The organism is Microvirga alba (assembly GCF_015694465.1).
Lineage (GTDB): Bacteria > Pseudomonadota > Alphaproteobacteria > Rhizobiales > Beijerinckiaceae > Microvirga > Microvirga alba.
Map to the genome: position 1 here is coordinate 208,923 of NZ_JADQDO010000005.1, position 16,523 is coordinate 225,445.

Sequence of the window (16,523 nt, forward strand, 5' to 3'; positions counted from 1 at the left end):
TGCGCGAATGGCCGATCCTAGAACGGAATATCGTCGTCCAGATCGCTGTAGCGCGAGCCGCCGCCGCCACCGCCGCTGGTGGCTGGAGCCGGACGGCGCTCCATCGGCGAGGAGCGGCCGAAATCGCCGCCACGGCTGATCTGGCCGCCACCGCCCTCGTCGTCGGCATATTCGCCGCCGCCGCTGCCACTGCCGCGGCTGTCGAGGATTGTCAGCTCACCCCGGAAGCGCTGCAGCACGATTTCCGTCGTGTACTTCTCGGCTCCGCTCTGGTCCTGCCATTTGCGGGTCTGGAGCTGGCCCTCGATGTAAACCTTCGAGCCCTTCTTGAGATACTGCTCGGCCACGCGGGCCAGGTTCTCGTTGAAGATCACGACCGAGTGCCACTCGGTCTTTTCCTTACGCTCGCCGGAATTCTTGTCTTTCCAGGACTCGGAGGTGGCGATGCGCAGGTTCACCACCGGCTCGCCATTGTTCAGGCGACGCACCTCCGGGTCGCGGCCCAGATTGCCCACCAGGATGACTTTGTTCACGCTGCCCGCCATCGAGCCTCTCCATACGTTCAGATCAAGGCAGTGTTCTGAGGCCGGACGGCCGAAGGAACAAGCCATGGATCAGTCCATCACATGCCTGTCCCCAATAAAAGGGACATCGGCCTGCGTTCTACATTTGTTCCAGACGATCCGCAAGGCCGGGGTGCCGTGAGGCCCTTTCCGGCATTCAATCCTTGAAGCAAGGACATTACGCCTAGGACAGGATCGGTCGGACTGATCCAGCGCCGCTTCGTCGTTGTGAGTACTCCTCCCGTCCCGCTTCCAACCCCATGTCCGCATCGACGATCGGCACCCCGGCGCTACTTGGGAGATGGAGACATTCGCTGGGGAGCGCCGCGTCTCTCGCGGGACGCAAGGCCATCCGGCCCCCCGTGGCCGTGACGGTCGTTCGATTTGCGCACTCTCGCCCGGAAGGAGGCCCGAATGCCCTCGCACGCTCGTCGCCAGACCAACCGCGCCCGCGCGGCAACGCTTGCCGTTGCGTTTGCGCTTGCGGTGTCATCCCCCGCTCTCGCCGACCCGGTCTCCGAAGCGGAGGCGCAGGCGACCGGGGTCGAGGCCTACACCTATCTCTACCCGCTCGTCATCATGGACCTGACGCGCAAGCAGCTCACGAATGTGGAGCCCGGCAAGAGCGCGGCGCTTGGCGGCCCCATGAACATGTTCGTCAACGTGGAGACTTTTCCGCCTGCCGATTTCAGGTCGGTGGTGCGGCCCAATTTCGACACGCTGTATTCGAGCGCGTGGCTCGACCTGACGAAGGAGCCGATGGTGGTTTCCGCGCCCGACACCAATGGGCGATATTACCTGCTGCCCATGCTCGACATGTGGACCGACGTCTTCGCTTCGCCCGGCTGGCGCACCACGGGAACGCAGGCCGGAAACTTCCTCGTCACGCCGCCCGGCTGGCGACCGGATCTGCGGGAGCGGTTCGCCGATGAGTTCAAGCTGCCGAAGGACACGCAACGCATCGACGCCCCCACGCCCTATGTCTGGATCATCGGCCGCACCAAGACGGACGGGCCGCCGGATTACGACGCAGTTCACAAGATCCAGGCGGGCTACAAGATCACGCCGCTGTCGGAATGGGGCAAGACGCCGAAGGTGCCGGAGGTCAAGATCGACCCTGGCATCGACATGAAGACCGCACGGAAAGTTCAGGTCGATACCATGCCGGCGGCCAAGTTCTTCGCCTATGCGGCGGAGCTTCTGAAGCTGCATCCGCCGCATATCACCGACCAGCCGATCATCGCGCGGATGAAGCGGATCGGCCTAGAGCCCGGCAAGAGCTTCGATGCGACAAAGCTCGATCCCGGCATCGTCAAGGCGCTCGACGGCGCTCCGGCGGCAGCGCAGCAATTGATGGCCTGGAAGGTCCCCACCCTCGCGCGGGTCGTCAACAGCTGGTCGATGAACACCGACACCATGGGCGTTTACGGCAACTATTATCTCAAGCGCGCCATCATCAGTCAGCAGGGCCTTGGCGCGAACGTGCCCGAGGACGCCATTTATCCCTTTAACCTCGCCGATGAGGCTGGCCGGCCGCTCGACGGCGCGAGCAAATACACAATCCAATTCGACAAGGGCATGACGCCGCCGGCGCAAGCCTTCTGGTCCATCACCCTCTACGACAACGATGGTTTCCCGGTGGCCAACAGCCTCAACCGCTACGCTGTGAGCAGCTGGATGCCGCTGAAGCCCAACGGCGACGGCTCGCTCACGCTCTATTTCCAGAACCAGAGCCCGGGAGCCGACAAGGACGCCAACTGGCTGCCCGCGCCGAAGGGCCCCTTCACCCTGACCATGCGCCTTTACGCGCCGCGGTCCGAGGCGCTGACCGGCAAATGGAATCCGCCCCCGGTGACAAAGGTTCAGGACCTTCCGAGCGTGACGGCGCAGTGATTTTCATTTGAAGCGCCGATGCTCGAAGCGTCCGCGCCTCATTGGCCAAGCGCGTGTTGCACGTCCGTGAGTGCCTTTTCGCAAGCTGCGCTGTTGCCCGCTTGGTCCGCTTTTCGGGCATGAGACAGGGCGTCCAACGCAGCGTCGATCTTCTTGCCCTCGCCGAGCTTCGCTTCGGCAGCGGCAAGGGATTCCGGTGTTGGCTGGTGATGCAACAGAGCCCCGGTGCTCTCCACCCCGGCAGGACCGGCGGCGGCCCTCGCCTCGATCCGGGCATCGACCTGCGCCTGCGCAGTGTCGATGGCTTTGGTGCACGGACCGGCGAGGCAGGGCGCGCCCGAAAGAATGAGCGCCGCCGCGCTGGCCATCAAAGTATCGCGAATGGACATGACTCGCCCTCCCAACTCGGAGAGGCAGCGCGAACGCCGCCGCTATCCACCTCCTGTCAACGCATGGGCGGGGCAGACGGATGCAAGGTCCACGCATCTTTGGTGGCAGCTAGGCTGATTTGGGAGGCGAGAGCGCACCCATTGCCCTCCGTACCCTTTTTGTTCTAGCATCCTTGCGACTCAAAGGCGGCCCGGTTGTGCGGATGGCGTTTGCATCACATATGCAGAACTCCGTTCTGGCGGCTCGGACACCATCACAGGCTTGAATTCGGCAATGGCTAAAATCGACGATCTGTTCAACCGCGCCAAGGCGGGCGACCGGGATGCGCGGGTAATCTCCGTTCGCGGAGCGCGGGAGCACAACCTCAAGAACGTCGATCTGATGGTGCCGCGCGACCACTTCGTGGTGTTCACCGGCTTGTCGGGCTCGGGTAAGTCGTCGCTTGCCTTCGATACGATCTACGCCGAGGGCCAGCGGCGCTATGTGGAGTCGCTGTCGGCCTATGCGCGCCAGTTTCTGGAGATGATGCAGAAGCCGGATGTCGACCAGATTGACGGCCTCTCGCCCGCCATCTCGATTGAACAGAAGACCACCTCGCGCAATCCGCGCTCGACGGTCGGTACCGTTACCGAGATCTATGACTACATGCGCCTGCTCTGGGCGCGCGTCGGCATCCCCTATTCTCCCGCCACGGGGCTTCCCATCGAAAGCCAGACGGTGAGCCAGATGGTAGACCGGGTGTTGGCTCTGCCGGAGAAGACGCGGCTTTACCTGCTCGCGCCCGTGGTGCGTGGCCGGAAGGGCGAGTACCGCAAGGAAATCGCCGAGTTTCAGAAGAAGGGCTTTCAGCGCCTCAAAGTGGACGGCGAATACTACGCCATCGACGAGGCCCCTGCCCTCGACAAGAAGTTCAAGCACGACATCGACGTGGTGGTGGACCGCATCGTGGTGCGCGCCGACATCGCCGCGCGCCTGTCGGAATCCTTCGAGACGGCGCTGGAACTGGCGGATGGCATCGCCGTCATCGAATATGCCGACGAGAAGGACGAGAAGGGCCAGCCGAAGCGCATCGTCTTCTCGTCGAAATTCGCCTGTCCCGTCTCCGGATTCACCATCCCCGAGATCGAGCCGCGCCTGTTCTCGTTCAACAACCCCTTCGGCGCGTGCCCGACCTGCGGCGGCATCGGCCACGAGATGCGCATCAACCCGGACCTGATCGTGCCGGATGACGGCATCCCGCTGAAGCGCGGCGCCATCGCGCCCTGGGCGAAGTCGACCTCACCCTATTACGGCCAGACGCTGGAGGCCATCACCCGGCACTACAAGGCCTCCATGACCAAACCCTGGTCGGAACTGCCGGAGAAGGTCCGCGAGGTCATCCTCTACGGCTCGGGGGATGAGGCCATCCGCATGGCCTATGACGACGGCTTGCGCGCCTACGAGGTCAAGAAGCCGTTCGAGGGCGTGATCACAAACCTGGAGCGCCGCTACAAGGAAACCGACAGCGACTGGGCGCGCGATGAGATCGGCCGCTTCATGAGCGAGACGCCCTGCGCGTCTTGCGGCGGCAAGCGGCTCAAACCCGAAGCGCTGGCGGTGAAAATCGCCGGGTCCGATGTCGGCGACGCTACTGCGCTTTCCGTCCGCGACGCTCATCTCTGGTTCGGCGCGCTCACCGACAAGCTGACCAAGAAGCAGAACGAGATCGCCGGCCGCATCCTGAAAGAGATCCGCGAACGCCTGACCTTCCTGGTCGATGTGGGCCTGGAGTACCTGACGCTCGCCCGCGCCTCGGGCACGCTCTCCGGCGGCGAGAGCCAGCGTATCCGCCTCGCCTCCCAGATCGGCTCCGGCTTGACAGGCGTTCTCTACGTCCTCGACGAGCCCTCCATCGGTCTGCATCAGCGCGACAACGAGCGCCTGCTCGTGACGCTCAAACGCCTACGCGACCTCGGCAACACGGTGATCGTGGTGGAGCACGACGAGGACGCGATCCTGCAGGCCGATTACGTGTTCGACATCGGCCCCGGCGCCGGCATCCACGGCGGCGAGATCGTCGCCGAGGGCACGCCGAAGCAGATCATGGCGAACCCGAAATCGCTGACCGGCAAATACCTGACCGGCGAAATGTCCGTGAAGGTGCCCGAGAAGCGCCGCAAGCCCTCGAAGAGCCGTATGCTCAAAGTCGTCGGCGCGAAGGGCAACAATCTGAAGAACGTAACGGCGGAGATCCCGCTCGGCACGTTCACCTGCATCACCGGCGTCTCAGGCGGCGGCAAGTCGACCCTTGTCATAGACACGCTCTACAAGGCGGTGGCCAAAAAGCTCAACGGAGCGCTGGAGCATCCCGCACCATTCGAGCGCCTTGAAGGGCTGGACCATCTCGACAAGGTCATCGACATCGACCAATCCCCCATCGGCCGCACGCCGCGCTCGAACCCCGCGACCTATATCGGCGCGTTCACCCCGATACGCGAATGGTTTGCGGGGCTGCCCGAAGCCAAGGCGCGCGGCTATCAGGCGGGCCGTTTCTCCTTCAACGTCAAAGGCGGCCGCTGCGAAGCCTGCTCCGGCGACGGCGTCATCAAGATCGAGATGCACTTCCTACCCGACGTCTACGTCACCTGCGACGTGTGCAAGGGCAAGCGCTACGACCGCGAGACGTTGGAGGTGAAATACCGCGAAAAGTCCATCGCCGACGTGCTCGACATGACGGTGGAGGAAGCCCGCGACCTGTTCAAGGCCGTGCCGTCGATCCGCGAGAAGATGCAGACGCTCGCCCGCGTCGGCCTCGATTACGTCCATGTGGGCCAGCAGGCGACGACGCTCTCAGGCGGCGAGGCGCAGCGCGTCAAGCTCTCGAAGGAACTCTCCAAGCGCGCCACCGGCCGCACTCTCTACATCCTCGACGAACCGACCACCGGCCTCCACTTCCACGACGTGGCAAAGCTTCTGGAGGTGCTGCATGAACTCGTCGACCAGGGCAATTCCGTCGTCGTGATCGAGCACAACCTGGAAGTCATCAAGACCGCCGACTGGGTCATCGACATGGGCCCCGAAGGCGGCGACGGCGGCGGCCAGATCGTGGCTCAAGGGACGCCGGAAGACATCTGCAAAGTCGAGGCCAGCCACACCGGCCGGTTCTTGCGCGAGGTGCTCGCACGCAGGCCGCTGAAGAAGGGGAAGGTGAAGCGAGAGGCGGCGGAGTAGAGGGCGACGGGTGCCTACACGGTCATTCCCGGGGCCACGTAGCAAAAGCCGACCTGAAGGACCACGCGAAGCTGGGAAACCCATACGCGCCGACGCATCCGCATGAATCGACGTGTTTACCGCCGCGTCCGTTCGTGAACCGTAGTGGTTCTGGATCCCGGGCCCTCCTTCGCAGCCCCGTTATGACAGTGTGTAGGGTTAACCCCACGACGCCACTTTGAGCCTCCGCCGGCATATGGACAAAACGGCTGATGATCACCCGGCATCATGCCTCGCAGCATCATCGCGCGCCCCCTACCCGAAAGACCCACCCCGTAACGCTTGCCCCCCACCGCCCCCAGCGCGATGATCCGCCATTCGCGGTGGAGGCCAACATGAGCGTCACCGACGTCACTTTTGCGGGGTCGATCCCCACCATCTACGAAAAATATCTCGGCCCCATTCTCCTCGAGCCGTATGCCGAGGATCTCGCGGGAAGGCTGAGGCAGATCTCGCAGGGCAGAGTACTTGAGACCGCAGCGGGAACGGGGATCGTCACCCGAGCCATGGTCAAGTCATTGCCACCCTCGGTCGAGATCGTCGCCATCGACCTCAATCAGGCCATGCTGGACCTCGCCGCCGCACGGCCGGAGACACCCCGCGTGACATGGCGGCAAGCGGATGCGCAAAACCTTCCGTTTGAGAATGCCGCCTTCGATGCGGTCGTGTGCCAGCTCGGCGTCATGTTTTTCCCCGACAAGATCTCCGCTTATCGTGAGGCGCTGCGTGTGCTGAAGCCCGACGGATTTTTCGTGTTCAATGTCTGGGACCGGCTTGATGCGAACCCGGTCAGCCGCGTTGTTGCCGAGGCCGTCGCGAACCTCTTCCCCGAAGACCCGCCGCGTTTCGCCGAGCGGATCCCCTTCGGATACTCCAACCCCGACCGGATCCGCGCAGACCTCCAACAAGCAGGTTTCGGGCAGATCCAAATCGAGACGGTCGAGAAGGTTAGCCGGATCCCTTCGCCCCGGTACGCCGCGATCGGCTTCTGCCAGGGAACCCCGCTCCGCAGCGAAATCGAGGCCCGCGCCCCGGACCGCCTCGACGAGATCACCGACAAAGCAGCCGAGGCCCTTGCCGCCCGCTTCGGCCGCTCATCGTTCGAGAACTGCATGAGGGCGATCGTCGTGACGGCGCGACACTAGGATCGGTGTAGCCGGGAGATCATGAGACCTGCGGGATCGACCTCCGCCGGGGGCGTGACGGGTGGATCATGCCTAGGGCCTGCAAGCCGAGGCCCGCGCGGTTCCTGAGGGAAGCGCTCGCGCGGCGGCCGTTGAAAAAAAAGAAGGCGAAGGCGGCGGAGCAAGCGCACCGCGAAACGCCTCTCGATCCCAAAGTGACGGCCGTCTTTGCGGACTAACCGCCGCGCGCGGACATCATGCGCCGCAGCACTCCGTCTTTCCAGAAATAGTGATGCGCGAGCGCCGCGCCCGCATGGGCGAGCGCCACCACCATGATCGCGTTGGCGGTAAGTTCGTGCCATCCCTGGATCGGCCGGCGCAGGCTCGAATCTCCTATCCGGGGCAAGGCCCAGAGACCGAACAGGTTGTAGCCGCGCACGAAGGCATTGGCGATGCCGAGGCCAATGACGGCCGCGAGCAACACATACAGCAGGTAATGGGTCACCTTGGCCAAGAGATGGAGCGCGCCGTTATCGACAGGCGGAAGACTGCGGCCGGGGCCCGCGCGCCACAGGATGCGCGCGACGAGCACCAGGGCCAGGGCGAAACCGAGGGTCACATGCAGCGACCAGATCCCTGTGCGCCAGGGACCACGAGGAAAAAGATCGGCCGTCTCACCGAAGATCCAGAGCAGCGGGACCAGCCCGGCGGTGACCCAGTGCATGGCAATCGTCACCCGGTCATAACGATTGTGCGTTGTGTCGATAGGCATTGAACAATCATCCTTCATGACGCGGCGGCCGGCTGCGCTCCCCCTCACCGTCCGGAAAGGACGATTTGCCGGGAGCGGAAGGCGCACCGGATCAGCAATGGGATTGCGAAGCCCTACCCGTGGCATAGGGCTTTAGGTATTTAGAAGTCTTCCAAGGTACCCACTAACGCGGATCTCGCAAGCCTGCTACCGCTATTGCGACCTCTCATGGGTTGTCGCAGACCTGACTGTCGGGTCAGGCTCGTGCGCCAACATCGGACACGCGGTATCGCACGCCACCCGGAATGTTGAGAGGCGAGGCTTTTTTCCCTGAATCGCAAATGCCTCGCCCAACTCGGTCGGCGCATTTTCCGGAGACTAGGGCCGCGGTGGTCCGGACGTCCCAAGCGCCGACCTTGTCACTGCGGATTGCCCTGTATTCCTTCGCCACAAGCTTGACGTCTTCCGCAAAGTAATCAAAGCATCCGCGACTTCATGAACCAATGAAGTCAAGCATATGGGGCATTCCAAGTGAAAAAAATTTTGATCGGCGCTGTTCTGGCGGGCCTTCTCGCGCTGCCGGCGCAGGCGCGCAACTTTGCTGTTCCTGACAAGGATCCGTCGGTCACTCTTACGGTGCCCGACACGTGGAAGGTCGAAGAGATCACCTATGGCTACTCGGCCCAGTCGCCCGGCAAGGACGTGTTCTTTTCGGTCGAGTACGCCAATGCGCGCGACATCGAAGCCATGCTCGACAACAACGAGCAATGGATGAAGCAGAACAAGATCAAGAAGGTGAAGCCCCAGAAGATCGAGGGCCCGCTGAACGGTATCGATGCCACCGTCTTCCAGTTCAACACGACCGACGAGAACGGACCGACCCAGGTCGAGTTCGTCCTCCTTCCCGCCGGCAAGCAGCGGATGATCATGCTGACGCTGTGGGGCTCGGACGAAGAGCGGGCCAAGCACAAGAACGCAATCGACGCGATCATGAACAGCGTCAAGCCGATCCCGTAATTCGCCGTGCAGCGCAGCGCGTCCATGCGGAATAGGAGGGGCTTCTCGCGCTCACTCGCGGCAGCCTGAAGCCTCTCCATTCCGTTTTTTGTCATGACCGCCCGTTGGCGGCCATCCACGCCCTTGCTTCGCGTCGGCGTGGATAAGCGCGGCGTCTGGTCGGGGCCTGAAACCCTTGGTGCTTCTCGCAAGCGGCGGGGTAGAACGCTCCAGCGCGGCGCGTCTAATCAAACCCAAAAATCATCTGGATGCGCTTCCACTCACCGTAAGAGCTTTTGAAGGCCGCGGGGATGTGAAACGGAGCGCAGCGTTTGATCGCGCGCAGAGCCGCTCGGGCCGCCTCTGAATCGGCCGGCGAGCCGAGAACCTTCGGCGGTTGAGGCAACGAGCCGTCGGGCGCGAGGCGGATCTCGACGCGCACCTCCGCCGATCGCGCGCCGGGAGGCAGTGTATAGCAGCGCACGATTTGATCACGAAATAGCCGGAAGAATGCATCGCGCTTCTCATTCGTCATGGCATCGGCTGTTGCCGCCGAGGCCAGCATGAGCAAGAGCATGGTGAGGCCGAAGCATCTCATCTCCCGGAATCCTTTCCTTCCGCTTGATAATTCTTCCCCTACGCAATGTACAATGCGGGTAGCAGATGGGAGCTTTCGAACCGGCCCGCGCGAGGATGGTCGGCTCCTCATTTCGCACAACCCATCGTTGAAATACTTCATGCATCGGCGAATGACTCGAGATGCAACGCACTCTGAGAAGATGGCACCACCGACAAAAGGCGGGCAAAGGCGTCTGCCTTGCGCTATCCTCCGGCGATGCGATTGATCGTGAGGCCCCCGATGAAACGCCCCGTCCTTGCCTTCGCGCTCTCAAGTCTCGCCCTGATCGGCCAGGCCGAGGCAGCGCCGCAGGCTTCCTCCTGCCCGCCCGGCTTCGTCATGCTTCAGGACAAGAGCACCTGCGTGCGCATCAGCGGCCGGGTGCGGGCGGATGGCCTGGTCGGATCTCCGAGCACGCGTGGCGCCAATGCCATCGAAATGCGCAGCAGCGGACGCATTCAGCTCGATGTGCGCAAGCAGACGGAATACGGCCCCTTGCGCGCCGTCATCCGGGCCGAGGGCCAGGCGCGATAAGGTGATCGCGCCTCCCCTCGAAAAACAGCCATCCGCTCAGAAATCCCGCTGGATGCGGAAGCGGGCCTGAATCGCCGTGTCCGAATCGATCAGGGTTGGCTGGGAACCACCCGTTCCCGCTTTCAGGGCAAGGATGCGGCCTTGCGTTTGCGCGATGACATAGATGATCTCGGCGCCGATATTCAGGCCGGGGACCGGCGACCAGAACGTGTTGGTGCCCAGGCGCCATTCCCGGAAATCCGGCACGCCGGTCACGTTGCCGAAGGGCCCGATGGTCGTGGAGGGACCGGAGTAATCGACGCGCGCATAGGACCCGAAGATGCTCGTGCGCCATTCCGGCGTCCAGTAATGCGTGTAGCCACCGGCCACGGAGAAGCCGCGCCCTCTCTTCAGCTCGCCCGTAACCGTGTCCACATAGACGTCGACAGCGGGCGTGCTGATCAGACCCGCCCCCCACACGTTGAGCAGGTCGCTGCCGAAGCCGATATAGCCGAGCGCCGCATCTGCGTAGCCGAGCGACAGCCACGCGGCGTCACCGGCTGCGATCATCGGCAGGTTCACGCTGCCCTGGAAGCCCACGGCAAAGCCATATTCCGTATCCGGGAACGTCGCGAAACCGGGAACGAAGCTCGTGACGAGATTGGCGCTGCGGTTCTGATGCAGCGCAGCGGAAATCTGCGCTGAGCCCCAGGTGCCGACATAGCGGACGTTGCCGATGACATCGGGGACGGTTTCGCCGCCGTAAGCGAGGACGGCCTGACCCACGATGGGCGTGAAGGAATTGTTCTGGCGGCGGCCATAGCCTTCCTCAAGCGACACCGTCGCGGAGAAACCATTGCCAAAGGAATAGGTGTACGCGAGCAAATCAACGTCCGGCGCATCGTCATAGCGCAGGGTGCCCATGTGGGTGACGGGCAGGTCGGGGCTCGAGAACATCGACGTGACGCGGCCCGCCGTCAGCCCGCCAAATTGCACGAAGGCCTGGCCCGTGCCGAAGGTCGTGTTGACCGTGCCGGGGCTGTTGTAGGGCAGCCCCCCGACACGCGTGATCTCAAAGCGGATGAAGGCCCGCAGAAACCCGTAGGCCGTGGCGGTGCGCGCATCGACCTGGATCCTGCCTCGTGTTCGGTAGCCGATGGCGTCATCACCGCGGACCAGAGGCTGTGCATACCCGATCTCGGCGCGGGCGCGTCCGCCGACCCGCAGACAGGTCTCGGTGCCGGGCAGATAAAAGAATCCCGCCCCGTATGCGGAGCAGACGCGGACGTATTCGACGGGTAACGCGGGCTTGGCGGGAAGGTCGGCGGCTTGGGCAGTGCTCATCACGGCAAGGCCTGCCGCAGAGCAGAACAGAAGGCTTCCGAAACGCGTCATGAACTGGCCTCCATCGGCCTGATTCCATACAACGAGCAGGCCTCAGCAAGCCAGATCAGGAATATTTTTCAACTATAAGTCAATTCCTCTCTTGGAGAATTTAGAGCAACTTGTTCATGAATGTTGCATTCCGGAGACTCCCGCGCCCGGAATACTGCCAAAGCCCGACCTTCCCGTGCGGCGAGGTCCCTCGCCTATCGGGGTATCCCTTCCCGCTCGCGAAGCCGGACATAGGCGTCGAAGTTATCGTGGCCCTGCTGCAAGATTTTCGCGTAGCTGCCGTCTCTCATCTTCTTAACCATGTCTTCCCGGACCGACTGGAAATCGCTCTGGAGACCGCCGCCGTTACCCAGAAGACCCGGGGAAAACGACTCGAATGCGCCCTGTGGAGTGGATTGCGTTTGCGCGGAAGCGCCGGTGACCTGGATCAAGAGAAATGTCGCGAACGAGACGGAGGGGATGAGAAGCCGCATGACGCACCTCGAAGAGACCGATTGGTCGGACGGCCCGATGTCCGGGCCTGTCACATAACGCTCAAGGTGGCCTTGAGGGTCCCTATGGCTATCCCGAAACAGGAAGGAAAACATTGAGGAGACCGCCTATTTCCCAGCCGGTTTCCCGATTGTCGATGCTCCGCCTCGACCTAGTTTCATGAGGGAGGCGAAGATCGGGGCGCACTCTTTTCGCGCTTCCTACGGAGCGTCGGAATGAGTCTGCGTTTGGCTTTCGTCTTTGTTCTGATCGGCGCAGTGAGCGCGCTGGCCCAACCGGCACCGAAACCAGCCGTCTCCACCGTGACGGTCGCGTTGCAACCGATCACCTCTGGCGTCACTTTCAACGGGCGCATCGCGGCAATCGACAAAGTCGACTTACGCGCCCGCGTTTCAGGCTACTTGCAGGATCAGGCCTTCAAAGACGGTCAGGACGTTAAGACGGGCGAGCTTCTGTTCACCATCGAACCGGACACCTACGAAGCTCAGGTCCAGCAGCGCAAAGCGGATCTCGTCGCTGCCCAGGCCAAGGCCGAAAATGCGCGCGAGCAACTTGCCCGCGCGGCAGAGCTTCTTCCCCGTCAGACTATTTCTCAGGCGACCTACGACGACAGACAGGCAGACAAGCGGATCGCGGACGCCAATGTCCTGCAAGCGCAAGCCGCGCTCCAGCAAGCCGAAATCAATCTCGGCTTCACCAAGATCATGGCGCCCATCGAGGGGCGGATCGGGCGTGCTGCCTTCCAAAGGGGAGCCCTCGTGGGCCCCGATTCCGGTCCGCTTGCCACGATCGTGAGTCAGGATCCGATCTATGCGCTGTTCCCGGTCAGTCAGAGACTGATGCTCGAGGTACGCCGTCGCATCGAGGAGCGCGGCGAGAAGGGCTTCAAGGCGGTCGTGCGGCTGCAACTGTCCGATGGATCGACTTATCCGCAAACGGGCACCATCGATTTCACGGATGTAACAGTCGATCAGTCGACAGACACGTTGACGATCCGTGCAGTGTTTCCGAACAAGCAGCGCATTCTCGTCGACGGGCAATATGTCCGGGTCCGGGTCGAGGATGAGATACCCGAACAGGCCATTCTCATCCCGCAACGGGCGCTCCTGAACGATCAGGCGGGCTCGTACGTGTTCGTCGTCGGTCCCGATTCAAAGGTCCTGACCAAGCGCGTTCAGCTCGGAGATTCGAAAGGGGGCGATGTCGTCGTCACCTCGGGTCTTGAGGTCGGGGACCGCGTCGTGGTCGATGGCATTCAAAAGATCAGGCCGGGTGTCGAGGTGGATGCAGCCCCTGTCGCCCCGCCCCCGAAGGGATAGGCGATGATCTCCGCCCTCTTCGTCGATCGACCACGGCTCGCCATCGTCATCTCGATCGTCATCACCCTTGCTGGCCTCATCGCCATCACCCGCATCCCCATCGCCCAGTTCCCGGATATTGTGCCGCCGCAGGTCAGCGTCACGACGATCTATCCGGGTGCGAGCGCTGACGTCGTCGAAACCACCGTCGCGCAGACGATCGAGGCCCAGGTCAACGGCGTCGACAACATGCTCTACATGCGCTCCGTCAGCGGCAATGACGGCAGCTATACCCTCAACGTCTATTTCCGGGTCGGCACCAATCCCGACATCAACACCGTCAATGTGCAGAACCGCGTCGCCCTCGCCGAACCCAAGATCCCGAACGAGGTCCGGCAGCAGGGCCTGAACGTCAAGAAGCAATCACCCGCGCTCCTGCAGTTGGTCGCGCTCTATTCGCCGGACCATGAACGCGACGCCCTGTTCCTGGCCAATTACGGCATCATCAACATCATCGACACGCTTGCGCGCGTTCCCGGCGTCGGGCTGGCGTTGCTTTACGGCTCCCAGAACTACAGCATGCGGATCTGGTTCGAGACCGACACGCTGACGAGCCTCAACATCGCGCCGAGCGATGTCATCCGCGCCATCCAGACCCAGAACGTCCAAGCCGCCGTGGGCCGGCTGGGCGGGCCGCCCATGCCGAATAATCAGCAGCTCCAGCTCACGCTTCAGACGCAAGGCCGCCTCGCCACGCCCCAGGAATTCGGCAACATCATCATCCGCTCGAACCCGGATGGATCGGTGGTGCGGGTGCGCGATGTGGCGCAGGTGGAACTCGGGGCGCAATCGAGCGACACCGTCGGACGCCTCAACGGCAGCCCTGCCGCAAATATCGGCATCTTCCAGGCTCCGGGCACCAACGCCGTCAATGCGGCCAAGCAAGTGCGCGCGACCCTTGAAAACCTGAAGACCCGCTTCCCCGAGGGCGTCGACTACAAGGTCACCTACGACACCACCGTCTTCGTGACGGACACGATCCATCAGGTCATTCGAACCCTCGTCGAGGCCTTCGTGCTCGTGGTCCTCGTGGTGTTTCTCTTCCTCGGCAGCGTTCGGGCGACGATCATCCCGATGATCGCCGTGCCGGTTTCTCTCATCGGAACCTTCGCGATCCTGCTGGCGCTCGGCTTTTCGGCCAACACGATCTCTCTTCTGGCCATGGTGCTCGCCATCGGCATCGTCGTGGATGACGCCATCGTCGTCGTGGAGAACGTCGAGCATGTGATGGAGGAGACCGGCCTACCCGCTCCCGAAGCCACGAAGATCGCCATGGGCCAGATCACGGCCCCGATCATCGCGATCACGTTGGTGCTGCTCTCGGTCTTCGTGCCGGTCGGCTTCATCCCCGGCATCACGGGCCAGCTCTACAAGCAATTCGCCGTCACCGTATCAGTGGCGATGCTGATCTCCGCTCTCAATGCCCTCACGCTGAGCCCCGCCCTCTGCTCGATCCTTCTCAAGCAGCGGAGCGGGCATGGGGGCATCATGGGCTATGTCTCGCGCACCATCGACAGGGTGCGCAATGCCTACGGGAACGCTGTGGCCTGGATCCTCCGGCGCGCCATCCTCGGACTTGTCTTCGTCGGAATGGCGGCCGGTGCCGCGTATCTGTTCGGCAGGCTGACGCCGACCGGCTTCCTGCCGGAGGAGGATCAGGGCGCATTCTTCGTGGAAGTCCGCCTGCCGGATGGATCGACCATCGGCCGGTCAACCGAGGCGGCCGCAAAAGTCGAAGACATCGTCAGGGCGTCGCCCGCCGTCGAGGACGTGACGACGATTGTGGGCTACTCCCTTCTCAACGGTATCGCCCAGTCGAACAGCGCCTTCATGATCGTGCTCCTGAAGCCGTTCCAGGAACGCATCGCCCCAGCCGCCCATGCCGATGCGCTGATCGCGCAAGTCCGGCGCGAGACTCTCGGTCTGCGAGAGGCCATCGCCATTCCTTTCAATCTGCCGGCCATCATCGGCCTGAGCACGACCGGCGGGTTCGAGTTCCAATTGCAGGATCTCCAGGGGCGCTCATCAAACGAACTGGCCGCCACCATGCGCGGCTTCGTGGCCACGGCGAACCAGCAACCGGAACTGACCAACGTCTTCAGCACCTTCTCGACGAGCACGCCGCAGCTCTACCTGAACATCGACCGTGACAAGGCGCAGACTCTCGGCCTTCAGCTCAGCAACATATTCCAGGCGCTCCAGGCGACGCTCGGCGGGTACTACGTCAACGACTTCAACATTTTCGGCCGCACCTGGCAGGTGATCATCCAAGGCGTGGCGGCGGATCGAATGGATATCGAGGACATCTACCGCATCAATGTCCGCAATGCCGCCGGCACGATGGTGCCGATGCGGGCCATCGCCGATGTCGAGCCGCGCCTCGGCCCGGCGGCCATCAACCGGTACAACAACTATCGCTCGGCGACGATCAACGGCTCCCCGGCCCCGGGGCGCTCATCCGGCGAGGCCATCGCCGCCATGGAGCGCATCGCCAAGACCCTGCCCGCCGGCTACGGCTATGAGTGGTCCGGAACAGCCCTGCAGGAGAAGGAGGCGGCGGGCCAGACGGGGTTCATTCTGGCCCTCGCCGTGCTCTTTGCCTATCTCTTCCTGGTCGGCCTCTACGAGAGCTTTTCCATCCCCATCAGCGTGCTTCTGTCGGTAACGGTTGGCCTCGCAGGGGCGATGTTCCTTCTCTGGGTGCTCAATCGGCCAAACGACATCTATGCCCAGATCGGCATCGTCGTTCTCATCGCCCTGGCGGCGAAGAACGCCATCCTGATCGTCGAGTTCGCGAAGGATCTGCGCGAGAAAGGGGCTCCCATCGAGGAGGCTGCCGAGCATGGCGCGCGACTGCGTTTCCGCGCTGTGATGATGACGAGCTTCGCCTTCATCCTGGGCCTGATCCCACTTGTGATCGCGCAAGGGGCAGCGGCGCTGAGCCGTCGCGGGGTCGGTACGTCGGTCTTCGGCGGCATGCTGGCGGCCTCGCTCCTTGGCATCTTCGTGATCCCGCCGCTCTATGTATTGGTCCAACGAACCCGCGAGCGGATCAAAGGCGCTCCGAAACCGCCCCAGCCGGCAGAGCCGGGTTCAGGATCTTCGAAAAACCTGGCGGAACAGCAACACTGACGGTGAGATCGGCATCGTGATCGGCGCGATCCCGGTGGAGACCATTCT

The 16,523-nt window shown here is 63.0% G+C and carries 13 protein-coding genes; 7 read left to right on the forward strand and 6 right to left on the reverse strand.

The window, feature by feature from the left end:
* Positions 1 to 17 precede the first annotated feature (17 nt).
* Positions 18 to 545 (reverse strand): single-stranded DNA-binding protein, encoded by a 528-nt coding sequence (locus tag I2H38_RS12310; protein ID WP_196272151.1) that lies wholly within the window; start codon positions 543 to 545, stop codon positions 18 to 20.
* A 432-nt stretch (positions 546 to 977) separates the two neighbouring features.
* On the opposite strand from I2H38_RS12310, the gene I2H38_RS12315 reads away from it, so the two are divergent.
* Positions 978 to 2,456 (forward strand): DUF1254 domain-containing protein, encoded by a 1,479-nt coding sequence (locus I2H38_RS12315; protein WP_196272152.1) that lies wholly within the window; start codon positions 978 to 980, stop codon positions 2,454 to 2,456.
* A gap of 38 nt (positions 2,457 to 2,494) precedes the next feature.
* On the opposite strand, the gene I2H38_RS12320 is transcribed toward I2H38_RS12315, so the two are convergent.
* Positions 2,495 to 2,845 carry a hypothetical protein gene (locus I2H38_RS12320; RefSeq protein WP_229426674.1) on the reverse strand — a complete coding sequence of 117 codons (351 nt, stop codon included), beginning with the start codon at positions 2,843 to 2,845 and terminating at the stop codon, positions 2,495 to 2,497.
* A gap of 274 nt (positions 2,846 to 3,119) precedes the next feature.
* On the opposite strand from I2H38_RS12320, the gene uvrA reads away from it, so the two are divergent.
* On the forward strand, positions 3,120 to 6,056 hold the full coding sequence (uvrA, locus tag I2H38_RS12325) for an excinuclease ABC subunit UvrA (RefSeq protein ID WP_196272153.1): 2,937 nt from the start codon (positions 3,120 to 3,122) through the stop codon (positions 6,054 to 6,056).
* 374 nt (positions 6,057 to 6,430) lie between these two features.
* Positions 6,431 to 7,240, forward strand: a complete 810-nt coding sequence (locus tag I2H38_RS12330) for a class I SAM-dependent methyltransferase (RefSeq protein WP_196272154.1) — start codon at positions 6,431 to 6,433, stop codon at positions 7,238 to 7,240.
* 214 nt (positions 7,241 to 7,454) lie between these two features.
* Here I2H38_RS12330 and I2H38_RS12335 read toward each other — a convergent pair whose 3' ends face one another.
* Positions 7,455 to 7,991 carry a cytochrome b gene (locus I2H38_RS12335; RefSeq protein WP_196272155.1) on the reverse strand — a complete coding sequence of 179 codons (537 nt, stop codon included), beginning with the start codon at positions 7,989 to 7,991 and terminating at the stop codon, positions 7,455 to 7,457.
* Between the two features lie 510 nt (positions 7,992 to 8,501).
* Between I2H38_RS12335 and I2H38_RS12340 the strand changes: the two genes are divergently transcribed.
* A complete protein-coding gene (locus I2H38_RS12340; protein ID WP_196272156.1) occupies positions 8,502 to 8,987 on the forward strand; it encodes a hypothetical protein in 486 nt (161 codons plus the stop codon).
* Positions 8,988 to 9,210: 223 nt separating this feature from the next.
* Here the strand turns inward: I2H38_RS12340 and I2H38_RS12345 are convergent, their stop codons facing one another.
* Positions 9,211 to 9,564, reverse strand: a complete 354-nt coding sequence (locus I2H38_RS12345) for a cell envelope integrity protein TolA (RefSeq protein WP_196272157.1) — start codon at positions 9,562 to 9,564, stop codon at positions 9,211 to 9,213.
* Between the two features lie 261 nt (positions 9,565 to 9,825).
* Here I2H38_RS12345 and I2H38_RS12350 point away from each other — a divergent pair, with 261 nt between their 5' ends.
* On the forward strand, positions 9,826 to 10,119 hold the full coding sequence (locus I2H38_RS12350) for a porin (RefSeq protein WP_196272158.1): 294 nt from the start codon (positions 9,826 to 9,828) through the stop codon (positions 10,117 to 10,119).
* Between the two features lie 36 nt (positions 10,120 to 10,155).
* Here the strand turns inward: I2H38_RS12350 and I2H38_RS12355 are convergent, their stop codons facing one another.
* Positions 10,156 to 11,493: a porin gene (locus tag I2H38_RS12355; protein ID WP_196272159.1), complete on the reverse strand. Its 1,338-nt coding sequence runs from the start codon at positions 11,491 to 11,493 to the stop codon at positions 10,156 to 10,158.
* A 194-nt stretch (positions 11,494 to 11,687) separates the two neighbouring features.
* Complete coding sequence (locus tag I2H38_RS12360; protein ID WP_196272160.1) at positions 11,688 to 11,966, reverse strand: hypothetical protein; 279 nt, start codon at positions 11,964 to 11,966, stop codon at positions 11,688 to 11,690.
* 234 nt (positions 11,967 to 12,200) lie between these two features.
* Between I2H38_RS12360 and I2H38_RS12365 the strand changes: the two genes are divergently transcribed.
* Both I2H38_RS12365 and I2H38_RS12370 read left to right on the forward strand, forming a co-directional pair.
* Positions 12,201 to 13,304, forward strand: coding sequence for an efflux RND transporter periplasmic adaptor subunit (locus I2H38_RS12365; RefSeq protein ID WP_196272161.1), 1,104 nt, complete (start codon positions 12,201 to 12,203; stop codon positions 13,302 to 13,304).
* 3 nt (positions 13,305 to 13,307) lie between these two features.
* Entirely contained in the window at positions 13,308 to 16,475 is a 3,168-nt protein-coding gene (locus I2H38_RS12370; RefSeq protein ID WP_196272162.1) for an efflux RND transporter permease subunit, read from the forward strand.
* Positions 16,476 to 16,523 lie beyond the last annotated feature (48 nt).